Annotated in this window: 8 protein-coding genes; 4 read left to right on the forward strand and 4 right to left on the reverse strand. The window is 69.3% G+C overall.

All coding sequences use genetic code 11. From position 1 onward, the window contains the following. Positions 1-152 precede the first annotated feature (152 nt). On the forward strand, positions 153-1,061 hold the full coding sequence (locus DLM85_RS19120; RefSeq protein WP_133257152.1) for a UbiA prenyltransferase family protein: 909 nt from the start codon (positions 153-155) through the stop codon (positions 1,059-1,061). 172 nt (positions 1,062-1,233) lie between these two features. Here DLM85_RS19120 and DLM85_RS19125 read toward each other — a convergent pair whose 3' ends face one another. After that, complete coding sequence (locus tag DLM85_RS19125) at positions 1,234-2,751, reverse strand: NAD(P)H-hydrate dehydratase (protein WP_111479778.1); 1,518 nt, start codon at positions 2,749-2,751, stop codon at positions 1,234-1,236. Positions 2,752-2,863: 112 nt separating this feature from the next. Here DLM85_RS19125 and DLM85_RS19130 point away from each other — a divergent pair, with 112 nt between their 5' ends. Both DLM85_RS19130 and msrB read left to right on the forward strand, forming a co-directional pair. Further along, positions 2,864-3,661: a M949_RS01915 family surface polysaccharide biosynthesis protein gene (locus DLM85_RS19130; protein WP_133257153.1), complete on the forward strand. Its 798-nt coding sequence runs from the start codon at positions 2,864-2,866 to the stop codon at positions 3,659-3,661. Positions 3,662-3,761: 100 nt separating this feature from the next. Beyond that, positions 3,762-4,226 carry a peptide-methionine (R)-S-oxide reductase MsrB gene (gene msrB / locus DLM85_RS19135; RefSeq protein WP_111479780.1) on the forward strand — a complete coding sequence of 155 codons (465 nt, stop codon included), beginning with the start codon at positions 3,762-3,764 and terminating at the stop codon, positions 4,224-4,226. 160 nt (positions 4,227-4,386) lie between these two features. Here the strand turns inward: msrB and DLM85_RS19140 are convergent, their stop codons facing one another. Then, positions 4,387-4,830 carry a GNAT family N-acetyltransferase gene (locus tag DLM85_RS19140; protein WP_111479781.1) on the reverse strand — a complete coding sequence of 148 codons (444 nt, stop codon included), beginning with the start codon at positions 4,828-4,830 and terminating at the stop codon, positions 4,387-4,389. A gap of 225 nt (positions 4,831-5,055) precedes the next feature. Here DLM85_RS19140 and sdaAA point away from each other — a divergent pair, with 225 nt between their 5' ends. Next, positions 5,056-5,961 carry an L-serine ammonia-lyase, iron-sulfur-dependent, subunit alpha gene (gene sdaAA, locus DLM85_RS19145; protein ID WP_111479782.1) on the forward strand — a complete coding sequence of 302 codons (906 nt, stop codon included), beginning with the start codon at positions 5,056-5,058 and terminating at the stop codon, positions 5,959-5,961. A gap of 166 nt (positions 5,962-6,127) precedes the next feature. On the opposite strand, the gene DLM85_RS19150 is transcribed toward sdaAA, so the two are convergent. Continuing rightward, entirely contained in the window at positions 6,128-12,724 is a 6,597-nt protein-coding gene (locus DLM85_RS19150) for an Ig-like domain-containing protein (protein ID WP_111479783.1), read from the reverse strand. Between the two features lie 390 nt (positions 12,725-13,114). Then, entirely contained in the window at positions 13,115-24,154 is an 11,040-nt protein-coding gene (locus DLM85_RS19155; protein ID WP_133257154.1) for a BNR-repeat neuraminidase N-terminal domain-containing protein, read from the reverse strand. Between the last annotated feature and the right edge of the window lie 211 nt (positions 24,155-24,365).

The following is a 24,365-nucleotide window of genomic DNA, read 5'->3' on the forward strand; positions in this document are numbered from 1 at the left end:
GCACTGGGCGTAACCGCCCCAACAGGCGGGCGTAGCCTCATTGCTCATTGCTCATTGCTCATTGCTCATTGCTCATTGCTCATTGCTCATTGCTCATTGCTCATTGATAATTTGCGGGCCGAATAAGGTCCGGCGTCGGGCCGTTGCTGCGCATGGCCGAGCCCGTTGTTTCCCGTCCTGCTTCCTCGCGCCTGCCCCAGGGGGCCCGGGCGCTGCTCGATGCCGTGCTCTATAGCAACGGGCTGGTAGCCGGGGCCGCGGCGGCGCTGGCCGTATCGTCGGCGCACTACTGGCGGCGGCCCTTGCCCTGGGCGGTGCCCGTGCTGGTGCTGGCCGCCACGCTGTTCGTGTACAACCTCAACGGGGCCCGCCGCCACAACCAGCGCCTGCCGCCCAACGTGCCGCCGCGCCGCCGCTGGATTGTGCAGCACCGCGAACTGCTGCTGGCGCTGGTGCTGCTGTCGGCGCTGGTGCTGGCGGCAGTGTACCTGTTCAGCTCGTTCACCCTTGCGCTGACGGGCTTCCTGGCCCACCTGGCGCTGCTCTCCCTGGCGTATTCGTGGCCGGTGCTGCCGCCCCGGCAGCCCGGCGGCCGCCGCCGTGGTCTGCGCGACTGGCCGGGCCTGAAGACGTTGTTGATTGCCTACGTGTGGTCGAGCGTGACGGTGTGGCTGCCCGCGCTCTGCCTCGGGCTGCCGCTCAGCGCCGGATCGGTGTTGCTGCTGTTTGCGCGCCGCTTCTGCTTTATCCTGGCCATTGCGCTGGTATTCGACCTACGCGACTATCAGCGCGACCGGCGCCACGGCCCGCTCACCCTGCCCGGGCTGCTGGGCTACCAGGGCGGCCGCTGGCTGGCGCTGGCCTGCACCCTCGCCTCGGTGGTGCTGGGGCTGCCCGCGCTGAGCCTGGCCGGGCAACTGGTGCTCCTGCTGCCGGCCGTGCTCACGGCCCTGGTTGTCTGGTTCGCCAACGAAACCCGCTCCGATTACTACTTCGCCCTGCTCGCCGACGGCGTGCTGCTGGTGCAGGCCGCCGCGCTGATGCTGGCGGTTAGGGTGTGAGTGAATTCATCTACCGCCGCAGCGCGGCGCCACGGTGGGTAGGAAGCCAGGGGGCAGGGCGTTTGAGTTTGAGCTGCAGCTCGAATTGCTTGTCAGGCGCGCATGTCTACCACTATGGCGCCGCGCTGGGGCTGTAGACAAAATCCGCGGTCAGCTCACCCTCATCTACTCATCAAAATTCCTCCGCCGTCGTCAGCTCCTGCAGGGCCTGGCCGATGTATTGCGGCAGGTCGCCGGCAATGAGGCCGGCCTGACCGGTGTGGGCGGCGGCCAGGTCGGCAGCGCGGCCGTGGGCGTAAATGGCCAGCAGCGCGGCATCGAGCGGGGCGAGGCGCTTGTCGGCGCGCAGGGCCAGGCAGAGGCCGGTGAGCACGTCGCCGGAGCCGCCGGTGGCCAGGCCGGGGTTGCCGGTGGTGTTGAAGTAGAGTTGCCCGTCGGGCGCGGCGAGGCAGGAGTAGGCCCCCTTCAGCACCACGTAGCAGCGGTACTGCCGGGCAAAGTCGCGCAGCAGCTGCAGGCGGTGGTAGTCGTCGCGGGCGGGCTCGGTCAGGCGCTCAAACTCCTTGGGGTGGGGCGTGAGCAGCGTGTCGGGCGGCAGCAGGTCGAGCAGGGGGCGGTTGGCGCCGAGCAGGTTCAGCGCATCGGCATCGAGCACCAGCGGCACGCGGGCCGAGCCGAGCAGGTCTTCCAGCGCGGCGCGGGTGTCGTCATCCTGCCCGATGCCCGGGCCCATGCCCACGGCATTGTAAGGTTGTAAATCAGGCAGTTCGCTCAGGTGATTTTTTTCGGGGTCGACCAGGCACATGGCTTCGGGCACGGCGGTCTGCAGCACTGCGTAGCCCACGGCGGGCACCTGTACCGTGAGCAGGCCCACGCCCCCGCGCAGGCAACTGCGGGCGGCCAGCACGGCCGCGCCCAGCTTGCCCTTGCTGCCGGCCAGCAGCAGCGCGTGCCCGAAGGTGCCCTTGTGCGCAAACGTGGGTCGGGCCGGCAGCCTGCCCGCCAGCAGCGCGGCGTCCACCAGGTGCATGTCGGCGTCGACTTCGGCTAGGAAGCGCGGACTCAGCCCGACGGGGACAACGTGCCAGCGGCCCACGGAGCGGGCATTCTGGGGCAGCAGCAGCGCCAGCTTCGGTAGCTCAAACGTGACGGTGTGCCGGGCTTCCACCACCGGGCTGTCCTTGGGTTGCGGGGCGTCGGCAAAGAGGCCGGAGGGCAGGTCGATGCTCACCACGCGGGCCCGGGCAGCGTTCAGGTGCCGCACCAGGGCCGCGGCGGCGCCTTCCAGCGGCCGGCGCAGCCCGGTGCCGAACAGCGCGTCGATAACCACCGTGCCGGGCTCGATGGGCGGCAGCTTGCCCGGGCGCCAATCGGCCACGGGCACTGCGGCGGGCAGGCGCGGGCGGTTGTGCTCGAAATCGGCGGAATGTTTGTCGGCCGGCAGCAGGCCCACCCGCACCCGATAGCCCCGCTCGTGCAACAGGCGGGCGGCCACCAGCCCGTCGCCGCCGTTGTTGCCGGGGCCGCAGAGCACCAGGATTTCGCCGGCGTCGGTGGGGGCGAGGCGGGCCGTGAGCCAGTCGGTGAAGACCGTGGCGGCGCGCTCCATCAGGGCCACCGAGCGGATGCCTTCGTCTTGAAGGGTGGCGGCGTCGGCCTGGCGGGTCTGGGCGGCAGTGAGGAGCTTCATCAATCACGGATTAGAAGGATTCTCCGGACTACGCGAATTTCCGGCAAACGTAACGTCGATAAGGGCCAGGCCGCCGCCCCGCAGCCGCCACAAATCTGCTACGTTTGCCGGCATGAAACCACGGTTCTGCGTTTTGTCAGGCCTGCTGGCCGGTTTGGTCGCCTGTCAGTCAGACCCTAAATCCAACCAGGCGGCAGCGCCACCGGCGGCTACTGCTCCGGCGGCCAAGTCCGCGCCCGCGGCCTGGGCGGGCACCGTCGATTCGCTCACGGCCGGGCAGCTGCCGCCGCTGGAAAAGCTGCCCGGCAAGCTGCTGCTGGCCCGGCGCTGGACCGACATAGCCGGCGAAAACGTGCTGGTGCTGTATCGCACCAAGCCGGCTGACGAGCGCACCACCAAGTACACCGACGAGGAAAGCTACGTGGAGCTATTCGCCCGCCAGTACGTGCGCCAGCCCAATGGGCAATACCGGGAGCTGTGGCGCCTGCAGGACGCGGTGCGCAACTGCCCCTTTGATATGTGGCTGGGGCCGCTGCCCGGCTCCACCCGCATTACTGATCTGGACCGGGACGGCACTACCGAAACCACACTCATCTACAAGCTCACCTGCCGTAGTGACGTAAGCCCGTCCGAAATGAAGCTCATCATGCACGAAAGCAAGGCCAAGTACGCCCTGCGCGGCTTCATGGTGGTACCCGACTCGCTGCCGGCTGCGCAGAACATGCCGGCCAATTCCTGCTGCCTAGATACCATCAGCAAAGCGCAGTTTGAGGCTCCCAACGGCTACAAGCTGCAGGACGGCCGCTACGAAAATGAGAAGGAGTTTCGCCGGGCCCCACGGGCGTTTCTGGCTTTTGCCCGCGCCCAGTGGCGCCGCTGGGCGCCGCGCGACGAGTTTGAGCAGTTTTGACCCGCTCCGCCTTGGCTTGCCCCCGACCGTTTAAACCAGCCGGGCCCCGAAACCGTTGGTAACAGTTCTGTCATCAACCCCGAACCAACCCGCACCAATTATGCTCACTTGGGCCGACGTCATCCGCGAAGCCAACAACGGCACCCCCGCCCCCGACCACCGCGTCGAAAAAACCGACGCCGAGTGGCGCCAGCAGCTCACCGACGAGCAATACTACGTGACCCGCCAGCACGGCACCGAGCGCCCCGGCACCGGCGAGTACTGCGAGGCCCACGACCCGGGCCTCTACGCCTGCGTGTGCTGCGGCACGCCCGCCTACGATTCGCGCACCAAGTTCGAGTCGGGCACGGGCTGGCCGAGCTTCACCGAGCCGGTGAAGGACAACGTGGTGAAATACAAGAAGGACAGCAGCTTCGGCATGGTGCGCGTGGAAGTGCTCTGCAACGTGTGCGACGCCCACCAGGGCCACGTCTTCCCCGACGGCCCGCGCCCCTCAGGCCTGCGCTTCTGCATCAACTCGGCCTCCCTGAAGCTGGTGGCCGAAGACGCGAAGGTGCAAGGCTAAACCGGCGGTAGCGCGGGCTTTAGCCCGCATCCGGCAGATAGTACCCTACTTGTCGAACAACCGGCTCCGCGGCAAACGCGGGCTAAAGCCCCCACTGCAACCAAGCGGCCCGGCCCCGGTGAATACGCCCCCGCGGCCGGGCCCCTTGGCGGTGGCCGGCCTACTGCGGCGGCTGCCGGTACGGATCGAGCCGGGCGTTTTCCATAAAGCGCGCCGGATCGGCCAGCGGCGTGAAGCCGAACTGCGCGTAGAGCGCGTGGGCGTCGCGGGTGCCGAGCATCCAGCGGCGCAGCCCCTGCAGCTCGGGGTGCTGGCTGATGTGCTGCATCAGCAGCTTGCCCAGGCCCCGGCCACGAAACTCCGCCAGCACGAACACGTCGCAGAGGTAGGCAAAGGTGGCGCGGTCGGAGATGATGCGGGCGAAGCCGGCCAGCCGGCCGTCGGGAGCGTACAGGCCGAAGCACAGCGAGTTGCGAAGGCTGCGCTCCACCAGCTCGCGGCTGATGCCCGGCGCCCAGTAGGAGTGGTTGCTCAGGAAGTCGTGAATCAGGTCCACGTCGAGGCGGGCCGGGTCGGTGCTGACGGTGAAAAGCTCGGAAGACATAAGCGCGAAGATCAAGCCGCCAAGGTAGCCCGCGGCGGCTATTGGCGGTTGCTGACGCCCGGGGCTGGTGGCCCGTGCCCGGCCGCCACGGGCTGCGGAGTGGGCGGCGGCGCGGAATTAGCGAAATTCGCGGCCCCGCCCGGCACCCGCCCCGGCCCGCTTGCGTTTGAAGCTGCTGGGAGGCGCCGCGCTTTCCGTTCTATTTCCCCGTTTTCCCACCCCGCCATGTCTTTGCTATTCACCGATTTTGCCTCCTGGCAGCAGCACTGCGCCAGCACCGGCGAGGCCCTCTGGCAGCCCGTGCTGACCTACGAAATGGAGCAGAAGGGCCGCTCCGAAGCCGATATCTGGGACGGCCTGCAGCGCGCCTACGACGTGATGCGCGACGCCGTGCACACCGGCCTGCGCGAAGACATGACCTCGCGCTCGGGCATGATTAAGAACGGCGCCAAGAAAGTGGCCGCTTCGCCCGTCACCGCCCTCTCGCCCGAGTTCAAGATGCTCGTTACCCGGGCCCTCGGGGCCAAGGAAGTCAACTCCTGCATGGGCCGGGTGGTGGCCGCGCCCACGGCCGGCGCCTCGGGCATTCTGCCCGGCATCCTCACCACCCTGCAGGAGCTGCACCGGCTCGACGACCGGCGCATCCTGGAAAGCCTGCTGATTGCGGCCGGCGTGGCCCTCATCATCGAGCAGAATGCCTCCCTGGCCGGCGCCGTGGGCGGCTGCCAGGCCGAAACCGGCTCGGCCGCGGCTATGGGCGCGGCCGCCATCGTGTACTGCCTCGGCGGCTCGGTGGAAGAAACTTTTGCCGGCGTGGCCATTACCATTCAGTGCATGCTGGGTTTGGTGTGCGACCCGGTGGCCGGCCTGGTGGAAGTGCCCTGCGTGGTGCGCAACGCCTCGGCCGCGGCCATTGCCTTCTCCTCCGCCCAGATTGCCATTGCCGGCGTCGACCCGGTCATCCCCGTCGACCAGTGCGTGGCGGCCCTGGGCGAAGTGGGGGAGAGCATGGAAACGCGCTACAAGGAAACCGCCCTCGGCGGCCTGGCCAACACGCCCCGGGCCCGCCAGATCGAGCAGAAAGTGCTGGTGCAGGACATCCAGATTCTGCCCGACCAGCCGGAAGGCTAAGCGTGCTCTTTGATTTAAAGGACTGTGTCGGGAGCCCTAAGCCTTGCCTAAAGAACGTGATGCTGAACTGGTCGAAGCATGACCGATCATCACTACATCAACCGACGCAAAACGCCCCGAACCAGTCACGGTTCGGGGCGTTTTGTTTCAGCCGGCTACGGGCTGGTTACTGCTTCACCAGCTTCAGGCGCTGCGGCTGGCCGCCGAGGGTCAGTTGCAGGGTGTAGAGGCCGGCGGGCAGCGGCTGCAAGTCGCTCAGCGTCAGCTCCGAGGTACCGGCCGGGACTTCGATGGTGCGGGTGAGCACCACGCGGCCGCGGGCATCGAGCAGGCGCAGCGCGGTGGCGGGCTGGGCTGCGGGGCTGCTCAGGCGCAGGCGCACTTCCGCGCCGAACGGGTTCGGGTAGGCGCTGAGCTGCGCGGCTTGCACCCGGCCGATCTGCACCGTGCGCGGGCCGAACAGGGCCGCGGTGCCGTCGAGGTCGAGCTGGCGCAGGCGGTAGTGGCGCAGGCCGGGCTGCCGGGCGTCGCGGTCAGTGAAGCTGTACTGGCGGCGGCCGGTGGAGGTGGGTGCAGCGGGCAGTACGGTGCCGATGGTGCGGAACTGCTGCCCGTCGGTGGATACCTGCACTTCGTAGCGGAGCACGTCCAGCTCCTGGGCCGTTTCCCAGCGCACCAGCACCGTGCCGGCCGCCTGGGCCTGGGCCGTGAGCGACACCAGCGAAATGGGCAGCGGCCCGGCGCCCTCGGCCAGCGTCCAGATGGAGAAGTGGCTCAGGCCGCGCTGCTGCAGGGTATTGGTGCCGGCGTCGTGGCTCTGGTGATATTCCTGGTTCCAGGACGTGGCGTTGTTCGAGGAGCTGAACAGCGTCAGGCGGTTCTCGTTCAGGCCGTTCAGCTCCGCGTCGAGGTAGCGCAGCTCCAGGTCCACGTTCAGGCCCTGGTCCACCGTCGGGCGGATGTCGAAGGTGCGGCGGATGCTCAGGCGCATGGGGCCGTCCGGGCGGCTGTAATAGAAGCCGGTGCTGCGCAGCACGGTGGTCGGGCCCGGCAGGGTGCTGCCGTGGGGCGTCAGCGTCAGGCCCAGGCCGGCGCAGCTGCTGGCCACCTCGGCCGCGTTGAGGTTCAGCGTGGTACGGATGCGCCCGTCCACGTACGCCGTTTCCGACTCGCCCACGAGCTGGGCGCCGGGCTCCAGCGTCACCGGGTCGGTGCCGGCCGAGATGCGCCCGCTCACGAAGCGCAGCGTGCCACTCACGAAGATGTGGCCGGTGTGAATCAGTGCCGCGCCGTTGGTTTTGCTGATGGTCAGGTCCGTGAAGTACACCTCGCCGGTCAGCGGCTGGTTCACGTCGCCGTCGAACTGCACGGTGCCGCCCGTCAGCGCGCTGGTGTTGGCGGCCGAGTGCTGCCAGCTGCCCCACACCCGCAGCAGGCCGCCGCTCATCAGCAGCCCGCCGGTGCCGTCCACCGTCAGGTGGCGCACGGCCGCCGTGCCGCCAGCTATGCGCGGGCTGGGCCGCCCGCCGACGGCCGGAATCAGGGCGTCGGTGTGGGCGTCGGGCACGCAGTCGGTCCAGTTGCCGGCCTCAAACCAGTCGTTGCTGACCGCGCCCGTCCAGGTGCTCAGGGTGCCGCCCAGGGTCAGCACCAGCTGGTCCTGGGCCGCGGCGCAGGCGCCGGCCGCGTCGCTGGTCAGCTTCAGCGTCACGGTGCCGGCCGTGCGGTCGGCCGCCGAGGGCTGGTAGGTGGCGTTCAGGGCCGCGGCATTGGGCGCGAAGGTGCCCGAGCCGGTCGTGGTCCAGGTGGCGCCGGTGGCCCCGCCGCCGAGGCTGCCGCTGAGCGTCAGGCTGCCGCCGCCGCACACCGTGGCCGTAGCCGGGCCCGCGTCCACGGTAGCCGGCTGGTCGATGAGCACCTGCACCGCGGTGCGGGCACTTTCGCACTCCCCGCCGCTGCCGTTGGTCACCACGGCGGCCACGTAGTAGCTGCGGCTGCTGCTCACGTTCAGGATAAACGAAGAGCTGTTGGCCACCACCGTGCCGCCGGTGGGCGCGTCGTACCAGCGGGCGGCGGCCCCGCCGCTGAGCGTGGCCGAGAGGCCCACGTTGCCCGGGCCGCAGCGGCGCACCGGCGAGGCGGCGCTGACGACGCGCGGGGTGCCCACCGTCACGGCCACGGCCGCGGTGGTAGCCACGCGGCTCAGGCAGCGCGTCTGGGCCCGGAACCAGGTGCTGGCCGGCAGGGCCGGGGAGGTGTAGCTCAGGCCGGTGGCGCCCGCAATGTCGGTAAAGGTCACGTTGTCAGCGGACTGCTGCCACTGCACCTGCCCGTTGGCGGAGCCGGTCAGGGTGAGCTGCACGCTGGTGTTTTCGCACACGCCGGTGCTGCCGGGCGCAATGGCCCCGGCCGTGGGCGCCGCCACGCTGCGGGTAATGGCCGTGCCGAGCTGGTCGTTGGTGGCGTTGCCGTCGCCGCTGGCCGTGGCCGTGAGGGCAAAGGAGTAGGTGCCCAGGGCGCTCATGTCGAGGATACCGGCCGGCACATCCAGCGTGGCGCCCGCCGCCAGCGTGCCGGTGCTCAGCGTGCTGGTCAGGGTGCGGGTGCCACCGCCCGGCAGCGTCGCCACGGCCGTCACGCTGATGGGGTTCAGGCTGAGGTCGAGGAGGCTAGTACCGTCGTTTTTCACTGTCAGCAGCACCGGCTCAGCCGCGGAGAAGCAGCCGCCGACGGTTGGGGCGGCCAGGGCCACCGGGCGCACGTCGAGGCCGGCCCCGTTGCGCAGGTACACGTCGTCGAGGTGGAAGTCGTAGTCGGCGGCGTTGCCGACGGCGCCCGAATAGGCAAAGAAAGCCACGATGATTTCCTGCCCGGCGTAGGCGCTCAGGTCCACGTCGTAGAGGCCCAGCGTGCCGTTGTTGGGCGGCTGGTTGCTGGCATCGAAGGTGTACACGTGGGAGAAGCTTCCGCCGCAGTTCGTCGACACGCCCACGCGCACCACGTCGTCGGTGCCGGTCATGGCGGCGGGGTCGGCGGTCAGCGCGTTGTAGTCGGTGATGCCGGCGCGAAACGACAGCCGCGTGGTGGCCGTGGCCAGCAGGCGCGGGCCGATCAGGAAGGCGTAGCGGCCGCTGCTGTAGATGTTGACCTTCGCCGTTTCGGTGAAGGCGGCGCGCTGGGCCGCGGCGTTGCTGGTCCACCCGGAGCTGCCGGGCGTCGTGCCGTCGGTCGACTCAAACCAGCCGGGATACAGCGCCGGCAGGTTGTCGGCAAAGCCGGTGAAGGGCAGCTGCTGGGGCAGGGCGGCCACGCCGTTCTGGCGGCGCGTCTGCTGGGCCAGCGCGTCGTTGGCGGCCGTGCCGTCGCCGGGCAGCCGGGTGGTGGCGTCGAAGGTGTAGAGGCCGGCCGCCGTCAGGCTCAGCTGGCCCACCACCACGTCGGCGGTGCCGTTGGCCGGGATGGGGCCGGGCACGGTGGCCGTGAGGGTGGCCGTCACGGGGCCGCCCACGGTCACCTGCACCGGCACGTTGCTCACCGGGCTGGCGCCGTAGTTCTGCACCCGCACGGTCACGTTTTCGGCGCCGGAGTAGCAGCCGGTGGCCAGCGGACCCAGCAGGGCCACCGCGCCCACGTCGGCCGTGAGCGTGCCGAGGAACAGGTCATCGAGCAGCAGGTCGTAGTCGGGCGCGTTGTCGACGGGCCCGTCGGTGGCTTTCAGGGCCACGATGATCTGCTGGCCGGCGTAGGCGTCGAGCGGCACGATGAAGTCGACGAAGCCGCCCCCGTTGGCGGGCACGTTGCCGTTGGCGGCCGAGATGGTGAAAACCGGCGCGAACGAGTGGCCGCAGTCCGTCGACACCAGCACCTGCAGCGCGTCGTCGGTGCCGTTGGCCATGCCGCCGGTGTTGTCGGGGGTGCTGGCGGGGCTGTTGTACTCCGCAATGGCGGCTTTGAAGCGCACCACCGTGCTGGCCGTGGGCACCACCTTCGGGCCCAGCAGCCACTCCTGGCGGTTGGTGGTGTAGAGGTTGATGCGGGCCACCGCGTTGCCGGGGAAAGCCGTGGTGGTGGCTTCCCACTGCGAAGCGCCCGGGGCCGCGGGCAGGCTGCCGCCGCTGGCTTCGGTCCAGTTTGGGAAAGTCGCCGTCAGATTGGCGCCGCTGAAGCCCGCGAAGCTCACGTCCTGGGGCAGGGCCGCCGTGGGCAGCACCGTGCGGGTGGGCGCGGGCAGCAGCGTGTTGTTGCCGGCCACCGCGTCGCCGGGCGTGCTCACGCTCACCTCGAAGGTATACACGCCGGGCTGGGCCAGGGGCAGCGGGCCGGGCAGGCCCACCTGCCAGGGGCTGCCCACCGCCAGCGTGCCCGCGGTGAAGGTGTGGGTCAGCGTCTGCGTTACCGGGCCGCTCACCTGCACCGTGACGGTGACGGGCTGGGCGGCCGAGAAGGTGAGGGGCGTCGAGCCGTTGTTGCGCAGCCGCACGGCTACGGGCTCGTCGGTGGGGCTGTAGCAGCTAGTGGCGGTGGGGTAGAGCAGGGCTTCCACGGCCAGGTCGAGGGCGGCCGGGCTGAACTCGTAGGCGCCCGCGTCGGGGGCGCTGCCGCGGGCCGTGCCGCCGAGGTCCGTTGCCACGGCGGCCAGCGGGGTGGCCTGGTTGTTGAGCAGCGTGTTGCTGGGCCGCAGCCCGGTGGCCGACTCAAACAGCGGGTCTACGCTGAGCGAGTACAGGTCCTGGTTGACGGCCGGGCGCCAGTCCTCGATGCGGGCCTTGTCGGCCGTGCCGCTGGTGAGCTGCGGCGTGCCCGCGGCGCCCACGAAGCCGTTGCCGGTGGTGGCCACGAACAGGTCGTTGTAGTCCGACACCGAGCCCGCGCCGCCGAAGGGCGTGGCGACGGAGGCGTAGGGCGTCAGCCAGCAGTAGTGCTTACCCGGGCCGGCGCCGGTGAAGTTGGCCAGCACGTTGTTGCGGAAGTTGAGTTTGGCCGTGCTGCTGCCCGCCAGCTCGAAGCAGGTGTTCGAGGCATTGGGCGAGGCCGAGCCATCGATGCGCACCGAGTTGTGCCACACATTCGCCTCGTTGTTGATGCCGCCGCTGGTGCCCAGAAAAAAGCCCGTAACCAGGCGCGCAATGGTGGCCGGGCCGAGGTAGGGCGCGGCCGTCACGTCGGCAATGGCGTTGTTGTAGATGTTGAGAATCTGGCCGTTGGCCTCGTAGCTGGTCACGTACAGGCCGAAGGAGGGCACGCTGTGGTTGTAGTACTGCCGGATGCCCGTCACCGCGTTGCCGTACACGTTGGAGGCGTCGTTGCCGGGGCCGGCCGCGGGCGCGCTGGTCAGGTTCGTGCCCTTGCCCGAGCAGTATTCCAGGTAGATGCCGTGGCCCGGGGCGCCGATGACGCGCTGCACGCGGTTGTCGTGCACGCTCAGGCGGCGCACCATAAAGGTGCGGATGCCGTAGGCCGCGGCGGCGTTGTTGCCGATGGGCCCGCTCGCGTCGGCCGAGCCCAGGGTGCAGCCCCCGATTTCCAGGTCGTACTCCGGCCAGCTGGCGCCCATGCTCAGGGCCACGATGCCGCTCTGGGCCCGGGCAATGGTCAGATTCAGGTAGCGGTTGCCCTGGTTCAGGCCGGTGGCCGCGCTGGCCGAGGCGCTGCCCAGCTGCCCGTTCGACACCTGCACCACGCCGATGGAGTTGGTGGCCCCGCTCAGCGTGACGGCGGCGTTGCGGATGACGTTGTAGGCCGCCCCGTTGGTACCCGCGGCGCTGCGCACCCGGTAGCCGTAGGTGGCGCCGCCCGTCACGTCGAGCCCGTCGAAGGTTACGTAGTCGGCGCCGAGCAGATCGAGGCCGGCTTCGGCGCCGGCGGCGGTCTGCAGCACCGGGTTGGGGCCCGCGCCGGTGCGCATAAAAGTGATGCGCCGGGTGCTGGTGCCCGAAGCGGTGAGGGCCGGCGGGGTTTCGCTCAGCGTCAGCCCGGCAGCCAGTTCAAAGGTGGTCGGCCCGGCCACGCCGTTGGCGTTCAGCGCGTTGATGGCCGCCGTCAGGCTGCGGAAGTTGCCGGCGCTGGCCGCCTCGGCGGGCCGGATGGTGTAGGTGCCGCTCAGGCCGGTGGGCACCTGGCTGGTCAGCAGCACGTTGTCGATGGCCGCCGGGGGCTGGCTGCCGCCGCTGCCGTCGTTGGTCCAGGTGAAGAGCAGCCGCTGGCTGGTGCCGGCCAGGCTGGCGGGCAGGTTCAAGTCGGCCGTGGTGTAGGTGCTCTGGGTGTGCAGGTTGGGGAGCAGCAGCGTCACGCCGGCGCCAGCAGGCAGGGTACCGGCCACGGGTACGAAGGTGGTCGGGGCCAGGTACACGCGCAGGTGGTCGTAGATGCCCTCGCCCATGCCGCGCCAGTCGAAGGAAAGACGGATGGCCGTTTCGCCGGCCGGGAAGGCCACGTCGCGGTACAGGTGCACCACTGCTGCGGCGCCGGTGGTGTAGGCGTGGGGCAGCGTAGCGGGGTTGTTGCTGAGGTAGGCCGCGCCGGTGCCGCCGGCCGAGGGCCCGTTGGTGGCGCCGGCGCCGGCCACCCAGCGGTTGGTCAGGCCGCCGTTGACGGCCACAAACGAGCCGAACGAGCCACCCTCGAACGACTCGTTGACGAGCGAAGTCTGGGCCGTGGCCAGCTGCGCCCAGAAGGCGGCCAGCAGCGCGAGCAGGCCGCGCCGCGCCAGCAGGGGGCGCCCGGCGCCGGGGGGCCGCGCCGAACGCGGGAATAAGTGTTTCATAGCGGGGTAGGAAAAGGGAACGGAAAGGGCAACACCGCCCCACCCGGGCCCGCAGGCCCGGTTCGAACGGAGAAAAAGCAAGGGGAAGCGGGGCCGCCGCGGCTGCCGGAGCCCGCGCCGCGGACGGCCGCTGACTAGTGCCCGGAGCCCGCGCCAGCCGACCGCAGCAAAAGTAGAAGGGCCCAGAGGCGGCGCTTATCACATGAGGATGTGCCCGGTGCCTCACACGATAATGTGGTGCGCCGCACGGCCCGGTGGCTTATGAGGGCGGCGGGCCCGGGCGGGCGGGGCCCCGGTTGTGCGGGCTGCCCCGCGCTGCCAGGGACTCCGCACGCAAAAAAGCCCCGCCGGCAGAACCGGCGGGGCTTTGGGCAGAAGAAGGCGGCGCGCTTACTGCTTCACCAGGCGCACCGTGCCGGTCTGACCGGCCGAGGTCAGGCGCAGCAGGTAGGCGCCGGCGGGCAGCTGCTCGCTCAGGTGCAGCGACAGGCGCTGGGCGCCGGCCCGCAGGTCGGCGGTCTGGCGCAGCACCACCCGGCCCACGGCATCCAGCAGCACCAGCTCGGTGGCGCCGGCGGCCGGGCTCAGCACTTCCAGCGTCAGCTCCTGGCCCGACAGAGGGTTGGGCCAGGCGGCCAGGGCCAGCTTGATTACCTGCTCAAACTGCACCGTGCGCGGGCCGAACAGGGCCGCGGTGCCGTCGAGGTCGAGCTGGCGCAGGCGGTAGTGACGCAGGCCCTGCTTGCCGGCCTCACGGTCCACAAAGCGGTAGTGGCGGGCCGAAGTCGAGGTCGACGTTTCGCTGGCCACAAAGCCCAGCGGACGGAACGAGTGGCCGTCCAGCGACACCTGCACCTCGAAGCCGCGGTTGTTTTTCTCCTGGGCGGTGGTCCAGGTCAGCACGGCGTCGGTGCCCTGGCGCTGGGCGGTGAAGGCCGCCAGGCTCACCGGCAGGGGCACGGCGGCGTCGCCGAGCGTCCAGAGCGAGAGGTGGTTCAGGCCGTTCAGCGTCACGGTGTTGGCGGCGGCGTCGCGGCTGGTGTAGCCCTCCTGGCGCCAGCCGCCGGGCACGCCGGCGTTGCTGAACAGCGTCAGGCTGCCCTCCCCGATGCCCTGCAGCTCGAAGGCCGAATCCCCGTAGCCGAACACCATGTCCACGTTCAGGTTGGTGTCGACGGCGGGCTCGATGTTGAACTGGCGCCGGATGCTGGTGCTGCCGGCCATGCCGTACATCGGCCGGCCGGTCATGCGCGTGACGGTGGTGGCCCCGGGCAGGCTGGCGCCGCCGGTGGTGTGCGCCGTCAGCGTCAGGCCCAGGCCGCCGAAGGTGCTGCTGGCGCCATCGGTGCCCAGCGGGGCGCTGGTTACCACGTTGCCGAGCACAAAGCTGCTGGCCGTTTCCGAGAGCGTGCCCGTCAGGTTCACCTGGTGGGTGGTGCTCAGCACGTAGGTTTTCAGAATGCCGCTGCTCATCGTCAGCGCGCCGGTCACCGTCGGGTTGGCGGCCACGTGCAGCGTGTCGGCGGTTTTGGCCACGGTCAGGTTGGCGAAGCCAACGGCCTCGGTAAGCTGCTGGGCACCCGCGCCCACGAAGGCTACGGTGCCGCCCGTCAGCGCCGAGCTGGGGCCGGGGCCGGTGCGCGTCCAGTCCTGGTACACGCTGAGCGTGCCGTCGGTCATGGTGAGCTGGCCGTTGTCGCTGAAGCGCACGGAGCGCACCGCCGCCGTGCCGCCGCCAATGGCCGGGTAGCGCCCCGAGGCCACGGTGGGTACGAGGGCGTCGGTCAGGTTGCTCGGCACGCAGGCCGACCAGTTGCGGCCGTCAAACCAGTCGGTCGACTGCGTGCCGGTCCAGGTGGTCTGGTCGGTTACCGTCACCGTCACCGGTTTCGAGGAGGCGCAGTTGATGGCCGCGTAGTTGGCCGTCACCGTGTAGGTGGTCGTGGCGGAGGGCGTGGCCGTTACCGAGGAACCGGTGGTGGCCGAGAGGCCGCTGGCCGGCGTCCAGGTGAAGGTGGCGTCTTCGAGGCTGGGCCCGGCTACGCTCACGTTGTCGATGGCCCAGCTGAAGCCGTAGCTGGTTTCGTAACTGAAGCGGATGCGCACGTCGGTTTGGCCCAGCGCCGCCGCCGGCAGCGGCAGCGCCGCCGTAGCGCCCGTGGTAGCCGAGCCCACGCTGGCCCCCGTCGCCTCGTAATCGGCCAACACCGCCCAGGCGCCGCCGTTGACGGAGTACTCGACCTGCGCCGTCACATCGGTGCTGTAGTAGTAATAAAAGTGCTGGAAGCTCAGGGTGGCCCCCGTAAAGCCCAGCGTGCTGAAGGAGGGCGAGGTAAGCGTGGTGATGGTGGAGTTTACCCCGCCGGTGCTGCTGCCGTATTTGTCGCTGTCGGCCACGTAGTAGTGCCCGGCGGCGTTGCCGTCGGGGCCGTTGTAGGCCGTGCCGTTGGCCGGCGTGCCGCTGCCGCCCAGCTTGTAGCCGGCCGTCACCAGGGAGAAGCCCGACAGCGGCTGGCTCCCGGTACTGGTGGCGGTGAATGCGTTGGTCGCGCCCTCAAAGGTTTCCGCGAAGATGACCTTGTTGGGATTCAGGTACTGCGGAGCCGAGGCCGTGAGCGTGGCGCTGCCGCCGGGGCACACCGTCGCGTTGGCCGATACCGTCAGCGCCGGGTTGGTGCTGATGATGGTCACGCCCGCCAGCGCGTCGTTGGAGCTGGTCTGGTCGCCGGCGTAGCTCAGCGAGGGCACCAGCGTGTAGCTGCCGCCGAAGGTCATATCGAAGGCGGTGCTGACGGTGTAGGCCGCCGCCGTGCCGGCCAGCAGCGTGCCGCTGGTTACGGTCAGCGAGAGGCTGGGCAGCGGGCCGGCGGGGCCGGTCACGGCCACGGTCAGCGTCAGCGGGTTGGCGGGGCTCAGGGTCAGGTCGCAGCCGTTGTTGCGCACCACCACCGTTACCGTTTCGGTGGTAGTGCGGCAGCTGCTGCCGGCGGCCGGCGCCGTCAGGGCCTGCAGGCGCAGGTCGGTGCTCACCGTCGAGCCGAACTCGTAGGCCCCGAGGTCGGGCGTGCTGCTGCGCGGGGCGGCGGCGTAGTCTTCGCTGATGCCCGTGCCCACAAAGCCCGTGTTGTCGAGCGCGCAGGCGTTGGGAACCAGGGTGCTGCCCACAAACAGCGGGTCCGCGTTTTTCGAGCTGGCTTCCTGGCCGGTAGCCGTTTGCAGCGCCGGCAGCGTGGTGGTGCTGGTGCCCGCGAAGGCGCCGCTGCCCACCGAGGCCAGCAGGGCATTGGCCCCGTCGGTGTACAGGTCGTTGTGGCTCGAAGCGAGGTTGGTGTAGGCGGAGTAGCCGAGGCCCAGGGCGTAGGTTTTGCCGGTGCCCGCAGTGGTCTGGGTGTTCGACAGCACGTTGTTGCGCAGCACTACGACGGGGTTCGAGCCGGCTACGGCCAGCGCCAGGCTGGGGCCGGTGGGAGGGGTGCTGCCCACGTCGCGGCTGCCGCTCAGCGCCACCGTGTTGAAGTACACGTTGGTCGTCGAGCCCGCGCCGCCGCCCAGGTACAGGCCGGCCGTCAGCTCGGAGGACGAAGACGAGGACACCACGCCCGCCACCAGGTTATTGCTGATGGTGGTGGTGCCCGCCGTGGCCGCGCCGAGCACAATGCCCAGGGCCGAAGCGGTACCGGTACTCACCACCCCGCTCACCGTATTGCGGCTGACGGTGGCGTCCACCACCGCGTTGCCCGAGGGGGCTGAAGTGCTCTGCGTGGTACCAGCGCCGAGGTTGATGGCCGCCACGTCGGAGGTGCTGGTGAGGCCGCCGATGGCGTTGAGCGTTACCTGTGCCCCGCTTTCGTGGCCCAGGTAAATGCCGTAGCGCCCCACGTTGCCGGGCGCGGCCGTCGTCAGCACGTTGCCGGAAATCACCGTGCCGGTGTTGCGGTTGCTGGCGGAAGCTCCCTGCGAGTAGATGCCGTACTGCACCCGGCTGATGCTGTTGTTGAGCACCTGGTTGCCGTTGTTGCCGGTGCCCAGGCTGGTGCTCGATACCGTGCTGCTGCCAAAGCCGATGCCCATCAGCGTCTGGGTCGGGCCGCTGCCCGTCACCACCAGGTTCTGGATGACGTTGTTGGTGGCGCTGTTGGTGCTGGCGCCCGTCTGCCCGTACACCACCGTGCTGCTGGTGCCGGTGTTGGTATTGGTGAGGCTCAGGTCGCGCGAGCTGCCGCCGGGCGCGTTCGAGCCGTCCAGGGTCACGTAGTCGGCCCCGTCGAGCAAGATGAGGGCCTTGGCGTTGCTGCCCGTAATGCTGGCCGTCACGCCCGTTTGCGGGCGAATGGTCACGCGCCGGGTTGCGTCGGCCCCGGCAATGGTGCCGATGGTCAGCGGGAAGACTTCCCCGCTGGCGGCGTCGTACGCGCCGGTGGTGGCGGCCGGGTTGGTCAGCAGAAAGGTAACGCCCACGCCGCCGGTGGTTTGCAGGCCGCGGGCGGTCAAATCCGCCAGCGCGTCCTTGATAGTCGCGTAGGCTTCGCCGCCGGTGCGGCCCACGGTGAAGGAGCCATTCATCGGGCCCAGGATGCGGCGGGCACCGGCCGGGGCGCCCACCGCCGGGTCGATGGCGAAGGGCGAGCCGGGCGCAGCCGGAATGGTCAGGCTGGTCAGCGTGGCGTCCACCAGGTTATCGGTAGCCGCGCCGGCCGTCACGTCGTACACCAGGAAGAAGTAGTTGGTGCCGGTTTGCAGCGTCTGGGTGCCCGTGAAGCTGAAGCCGCCCTGCGCCCCGAAGGCCGGGGCCGTGGCGGCGCCAAACGCGGTGGTGGTGGCAAACGTGCTGCTGGTGCCGGTGTAGTACACGCGGGCGTTGCTGATGTTGGCCAGGTCGGTGGTGCCGTCGGCCGTGAAGGTCAGCTGGGTAAGCTGCAGCGGGTTAAACGAGCCGGTGGTCGTCAGCTCCACGCGCAGCACCTGCTGGGTGGTGGCGCCCGCGAATACCGGGTTTGCGTTCTGCGTCACCACGGTGCCCGTGTACTGCATCACCGGCAGCACCGTGCCCGCGTACTCATCCGAGCCCAGGTCGGGCTTGGTGCCGGAGCCCGCGTAGCCGGGGCTGCCCTGGCGGATGTCGCCCTGAATGTCGTTGTCGACGGTGCCGGCCAGCGCCGTGCCGCCCGACTCGATGGGCGAGGGCGTGGAAGCAAAGCCTGCGTTGATGGTCAGGTCGCCGGTGGCCGGGGCGTTGAACAGGCCGGTGGCGCTGCCGCCGACCTCCGCCGCCGTGGGCAGGTAGGCCGTAGAGCTGGCGTCGCCGCCCGAGGTGGCTTTCCAGGTACCAAAGTCGCGGGCCGTGCCGGCGGTGTTGCCCACCTTGGCGTTGTCGGCCGTCACCAGCAGGTTGTAGTTCGAGGTGGTGGCCGGCCAGCCCGCCGCCGTCTGGTAGCCGATGGCGTAGTGGCTACCCGCGCCGGTGCGTTCGTTGTAGAAGATGTTGTTGCGCAGCGCCCCGCTGGCCGTGCTGCCCGTGCGGCGGTAGGCGTACGAATCCACCGCGCCGCTGCCCGTCAGGTACACCGAGTTGTAGTAGAAGGCGTTGCCGGTGCCGGAGCCGCCGTTCAGAATGCCGAGCACCGGTACGCCCGCCACCGAGCCGCTGCCCGGGGCAATCTGGTTGTTGGCGGCCGTCAGGTTGGCGTAGCTGTCCGCGGTGCCCACGCCGAGCACCGCGTCGAGCAGGTTGGGCGCGGTGGCCAGGGCCGGCGCCTGGCTGCTGAGGTTCCAGACGCGGTTGCGCAGCACCTTGCCCCCGCCCCCGGAAGAGGCACTCATCAGAACGCCGGCCACTAAGTTGAAGTAGCTGTTGCTGTTGACTACGGTAGTGGAGGTCAGCGCGACGTTGCTCACCGCGTTGTCGGCCACCACGACGGCGCCGGAGCTGTTCGAGATGATGCCGATGGTGTGCGTGAAGTTGCTGCTGCTGGGCACCGTGCCGCTGCTCAGGTTGGTCACGGTGTTGCCCAGCACGTCGTGGGCGCCGCTCTGCCCGACGACGATGCCGTAGAGGCGGCCGTTGACCACGCCGCTGCCGATGCTCAGGTCGCGCACCGTGTTGTTCTGCACCGTCGATTTATCCACGCTGTACGCGAGCAGGCCGTAGTTGAACGGCAGGCTGCCCGCGCCGGTCAGCACCTGCAGGTTGCGCACGGTGTTGCCGCTCACGGTGAAAGCATGGCCCGCCGTGCTGCTGGTCAGGTAGATGCCGTAGGCGTCGTACTTGGTGCTGATGCCCAGGCCGGGCGTGGCGTCGCCGATGACGTTGCCGGTGTTGGAGCCCGTGCTGCTGCCCGTGCCGATGCTCAGCAGGCCCGCCGAGGCGTAAAGGCCGTAGGTGGCGCTGCTGGTGGAGGCGTTGGCCAGGTTGCGGATCAGGTTGTTCTGCACGCTGGTCGGGGCCGTGGTGCCCACCGCCAGCCGGATGCCGTAGGTGGTGCCGCTCACGCCGAGCGGGCTGCCGCCGGCCGTGGCGTCCGCGCCGCCGATGACGTTGCTGCTCACCGTGTGCCCGGTGCCGGCCGAGAGGTAAATGCCGGTAAAGCCGCTGGTGTTCAGGCCCGCCGTCTGGTAGAGCTTGTTGTTGCTCACCACGTGGTTGTTGCCGCTGGCCAGGCTGATGCCGGTCAGGGCGGTGCTGCGGGCGGCATCCTGGTAGATGCGGTTGCCCTCGGCCGCCGCGGCCCCGCCGATGCTCCACGCGTCGCCGTTGCCGGTGGCGCTCAGCGCCACGCCGGTGCCGGTGAAGTTATGAATGTCGTTGCCGCTGACGACGTTGCCCTGGTTGGTGGCCGTGCCGGCATCCGTTACCGAGCGAATGGCCGTGTTGGGCACCGTGTTCGGGGCCACCGTCAGCTCGCGGATGTCGTTGCCGCTGATGACGTTGTTCTGGTTGCCGGTGCTCGTGCCGTTGTAGAACAGGATGGTGGCGCTGGTGGCGCTGGTGTTGCCGCCCTCAATGATGCTGCGGGTAATGGTGTTGCCCGTCGCGTCGTTAAGCAGGGTGAAGGTGGGGCTGAGCGTCGTGTTCAGGTTGCGGAACAGCAGCTGCTGGCCCGCGCCGCCGTCGATGGTCACGCGGTCGGCCCCGTTCAGGCGAATCAGGCCCTGCGCAAAGCCCGGCCCGCTGACCGTGCGCCGCGTGCCGTCGCCGCGCAGCAGCAGCGCGTAGCCGCCGGCGCCCTGTTCCGTGAGCTGGTTCAGGGGGATGGTGCCGTCTTCCGTCAGGTCCGAGGTGATGGTGACGGTGGTGCTGGCCGTCAGCACGCCCTGGTTCAGGGCCGCGAACAGGCCGCCGGCCCCGGTCAGCGAGGTAAACGTCTGGTTGCCGGGCGTGCTCGGCGTGCCCGAGGCATTCACCTCGTAGGCCGTGCCGCCGAACACGATGGAAATGGAGTAGTCGTTGAGCGGGCCGCTGGGAAGCTGGTTGGTGGTCAGAGCCACGCTGCCGGGCTTGTTAGGGCCCGAAGTAGCCAGCGTGCCGGCGTTGCTGGCCACGTTGCCGGCCGCATCCTGCGCCACCACGAAGTACTGAATGCGCTGGCCGGGCACCACGCCCGTTCCGCCCGCCAGCAGGCTGTAGTCGATGTCGAAGCTGAAGGGCGAAGCCGTGTTGGTGCCGCTGGCTTCCACGTACTTCCAGCCCGCCGTGGCGCTGGTGTTGTCGTTGATGACGCCCGGGTCCACGGCCGTGCCGTCGAGGTTGAGGCGGCGGAAGTACAGGCGCGGGCGGGTGCTGCCGGCCGTCGTGGCCAGGCCCACGCCCGTCGCGTCGTCGGCGATGCTGACCCCGCTCAGTGTGCGCGTGGTGGTGTTGGTGGTATTGCCCAGGGGCGTGTAGCTGATGGTGGGGGCCACCTGGTCGCCGCCGATGAAGGTGCCTTCGTCGGCTCCGACGTCGGGCGTGCCGGCGTTGCGCGGGGTGCCGTCGAAGTCATCGGGTACCGAGGCCAGCGCTACGCCCTTGCTTTCCACCGGCGTGGCCACGTCGGTGCGGATGTGCAGGTCGGGCGTGGCGGCGGTGGCATTGACGAACATCGGGTCGGCCACGGCGCTGTTGGCGTCGCCGCTGAGGCTGCTGGCCGGCGTGCCGCCCACCAGCGCCACCGTGCCGCCCGTGCCGGGCGCGTAGTACACGTTGTTGCTGAAGGTGGTGCTGGCCGTGGCGTTCAGGGTCACGGCCGCGTGGGTGCCGGTGGCCGTGCCGTTGCTGCGGGCATTCACCAGCACGTTGTTGCGCACCACGTCGGTGCCGGTGTTGGTCCGGCGCAGCGCCGCCGTGGTGGCCGCGCCGCCGTTGGCCGTGCCGCCCACGTACAGGGAGTTGTGGTAGAAGTTGTTGGCTACCCCGGCCGCGGTGGTTTTGTAAATAGCCGTGATTTCAACGGCACCGTTGCCGATGCTGCTGCCGCTGGCGTCGAGGCCCACGCGCACCATGTTGTTGGTCAGCGGCGTGGTGCCGCCGGCCAGCTGAATGCCGATGATGGACGACGCGGCCGTCGTGGTGGTGGTGCTCAGCGAGAGGCCGTGCACGAAGTTGCGGTTCAGCGCCAGCGTGCCGGTGGCCGAACCGTTGTAGTAGATGCCGAGCACGTTGAACCCGCTGCCCGTGGCGGCCGTGCCGCTGAGCCCAAACACCGTGTTGGTCGATACGTTGGTAGCCGTGGCGCTGGTGTTGGAGGCGTAAATGCCCATCAGGGCCGCGCTGGTGCCGCCGCTCACGTTCGGGGCCGCGTTGGTCAGGTTGCGCACGGTGTTGCCGGTCAGCGTCACCGCGGCCGTGCCCGAAGTGGCCGTAATGCCGATAACCTGGGCGCTGGTCGAGCCCGTGTTGTCGCTTTTCAGGTTGGCCACCGTGTTGTTGTTGAGGCTCATGGAGCCGGTCGTGGTGCTCACAATGCCCCGCACCAGCACCGAGGCCGTGCCCGTCACGTTGGGCACGTACAGGCTGTTGGCCTGGGTGATGCTGCCCACCGTGTTGTTGTCGATGGTGAGGGTGCCGGCCGTGGCGATAATGCCGTTGATGACCTGCGTGATGTTGCCCGTGGCCAGGCCCGCCGTGATACCCGCTACCGTATTATAGCCAATGAGCACGGTGCCGCTGCTGCTGCTGCTGATGCCATTGGTGATGCCCTGCCCGCTCGAGCTGACCACGGTAATGGAGCCGTTGGCGCTGCCCGAGCCGATGCTGTTGCCTTCGGCCAGGCTCGTGCCGCCGATGGTGGCGTTGCCCGCGGTGAGGGTGATGGCGTGGAAGAAAGGCGTGGTGCCGCTGGTCGTCGTCGTCAGCGAAATGTCGCGGATGGTGTTGCCCTGCACCAGGTTGGTGCCGCCCGAGACAAACGACAGCTGCATGGGGTAGAAGCGGCTGGTCGAGCCGCTCATCGTGTAGGTAGCTGCAGGCGCGGCCGGCTGCGGCGCCGCCGCGCTGGCGGCCGTGCTGGCCCCGCCCCCGATGAAGTTGCCCGATATCGTGTAGCCCGTGCCGGTAGCGGTGGCGGCCCCGATGTTGATGGCGTAGTGCACCGCGCCCGAGCTGTAGGTGCGCGCGCCCGACTGGTAGAAGGCGTTGTTGGTTATCGTCCAGCCGGTGTTGTTGCTCGAAGCCAGCAGCACGCCGTTCGACGAGTTGCTGGCGTTGAAGTAGTCCAGCAGGTTGTTGCCGGTGATGACGTTGCCGCTGTTGGCCGTGTTGGTGCCCGACGCGGCGTAGATGAGGTTGGTGGCAAAGCCCGTGGTACCGGTCGTGCTGCTGACCGAGCCGATGCTGTTGAAGCGCAGCGTGTTGTTGCTGTTGCCGCCGCCCGCCGCCGTGTTCGTGGCCGCGAATACCACCGCGCCGGAGCTGGTGCCGCTGTTCTGGCTTTTCAGCTGGCAGTACTGCACCACGTTGTTCTGCGCGTCGGAGGTGAAGCGCAGCACCGCGCCGGCCGTGCTGGTGTTGGTCAGGGTAAGGTAGCTGCTGCTGGTGCCGCTCACGCCGCCGGGGCGCCCGTCCAGCACCAGATTGCGCCCCCCGTTCACGTCGAGCAGGGCAGTGGCATTGGTCAGGCTGAGCACAATGGCGCTGGCGCCGGTAGCCGACGCCGCCGGCCGGATCGTCACCGGGTTGCTGGCCGAGGATGCCGCAAACGTGTAGGAGATGGGCAGCGTTTCGGTGCTGCCGGTGTAGCCGGGCAGCAGCTCGATGATGACGCCGCCGGGGCAGACGCCCTGCGCCGTCAGGGCCGCCAGGGCGCCGCCGGTGCCGCTCAGGGTTGGGTAGTTGCCGCCCGGCCCCACCGTCACCACGCCGCCCGTGCCGCAGAACGTGCCGTTGAGCGTCGCCTGCTGGCCCGCCGTCAGCGCCGCGAGGCCCTCCGTAGCGGCGTAAACGCGGTAGTAGTAGGTCGTGCCGTTCGCGAGGCCCGTCTGGGCCACCGTCTGCGTGCCGCCGGTGCCCGCCGGGCTCGTCGTGCCGCTGGAGACGATGGTGGCCACCGGCGTGAAGTTCACGTTGTCGGTGGAGCGCAGCACCGCGAAGGTGGTTTCCGTGGTCGAGTTATCGGTGATGACCAGGCTGAAGCTGCTGGCCGTGACGCTGGTGAAGCTCACGCCCGGCGCCGCCGGCGTTACCTGCGGGGGCGTAAACGTGTAGGTCTGTCCGCTCGCGGGCTTGGTGCCGATGGAGTTGGTTTCCGAGGTCGAGCTGAGCGTAGGGCTAGCGCCCAGGTTGTTGAGCGAGAGGAAGTTGCCGCTGCCCGTGGCCGTGGCCGTCAGGCCCACCGACGCCGTGGCCGAGGCGCCTGGCGAAACCGCGTCGTCGGGCGAATACACGAACTGCACCGCGCCCGTGGCTTCGTAGAGCTTCAGCTGAAAGCTGATCTGCGAGGCCGGATTGGCGTTGTAGTACCAGTTTGCGCCCTTCCACTCCGCGGTAAACACGCGGCTGCCGGCCGCGCCGCTGGTCTGGTAGGAGAAGTTGCTGTTCGAGGGCAGGCTCAGGTCGTCCCAGAGCGGGGCCGCAATGGGCCGCGGAGTGCCGCCGCTCAGGTTGTTGGAGGCGCTGGTCGAAGTCGTTGCCCCGAAGCTGACGAACCCGTTGGTGCTGGCCGAAACGGTGGTATAGGGCGTGCCGTTGTAAAAGAACGTGAAGCCGATGGGCAGCGCGTTGAACAGGCCGTCGTCCAGGGAGCCGGAGCTCAGGGCCGGCACCGTGCCGCCGCTCAGCGGGGTGTAGGTGCCCGCGCTGGCCACAAACGAGCCGTTGGGCGCATTGTAGTTGGCCAGGCTCTGCGCCCAGGCGCCGGAGCTGACCAGCAGGAGCAGCAGGCTCAGGAGCCGACCCATCTGCCGCCTTCCCGGTGAGGACACGCGGCGGGCAGTTGGCAAGCGTAAAGGTGTGTGCATAGAAGAAAATGAGGTTGGAAAGGCAGCTGAAGGCAGCAAAATGACCGCACGACTGGTTGAAAATCAGCGGCTAGGCCATTGATTTCAACTTCCAATGCGGCAAGGAATGGCCAGCCCCGGTTTCGGATGGGGGCAAACGCGTAAGGCTGGCACAGCAGGGCGGGTGGAGCTTCGAAGGTGCTGCGCCAGAATGCCTGGGAACAGTACACTG

Origin of the sequence: Hymenobacter edaphi (assembly GCF_003258365.1) — a bacterium.
Classification (GTDB): Bacteria; Bacteroidota; Bacteroidia; order Cytophagales; family Hymenobacteraceae; genus Solirubrum; species Solirubrum edaphi.

Coding starts and splice junctions, on each gene's coding strand:
- DLM85_RS19120 (WP_133257152.1), top strand. CDS start 153: ATGGCCGAGCCCGTTGTTTCCCGTCCTGCTTCCTCGCGCCTGCCCCAG.
- DLM85_RS19125 (WP_111479778.1), bottom strand. CDS start 2,751: ATGAAGCTCCTCACTGCCGCCCAGACCCGCCAGGCCGACGCCGCCACC.
- DLM85_RS19130 (WP_133257153.1), top strand. CDS start 2,864: ATGAAACCACGGTTCTGCGTTTTGTCAGGCCTGCTGGCCGGTTTGGTC.
- msrB (WP_111479780.1), top strand. CDS start 3,762: ATGCTCACTTGGGCCGACGTCATCCGCGAAGCCAACAACGGCACCCCC.
- DLM85_RS19140 (WP_111479781.1), bottom strand. CDS start 4,830: ATGTCTTCCGAGCTTTTCACCGTCAGCACCGACCCGGCCCGCCTCGAC.
- sdaAA (WP_111479782.1), top strand. CDS start 5,056: ATGTCTTTGCTATTCACCGATTTTGCCTCCTGGCAGCAGCACTGCGCC.
- DLM85_RS19150 (WP_111479783.1), bottom strand. CDS start 12,724: ATGAAACACTTATTCCCGCGTTCGGCGCGGCCCCCCGGCGCCGGGCGC.
- DLM85_RS19155 (WP_133257154.1), bottom strand. CDS start 24,154: ATGCACACACCTTTACGCTTGCCAACTGCCCGCCGCGTGTCCTCACCG.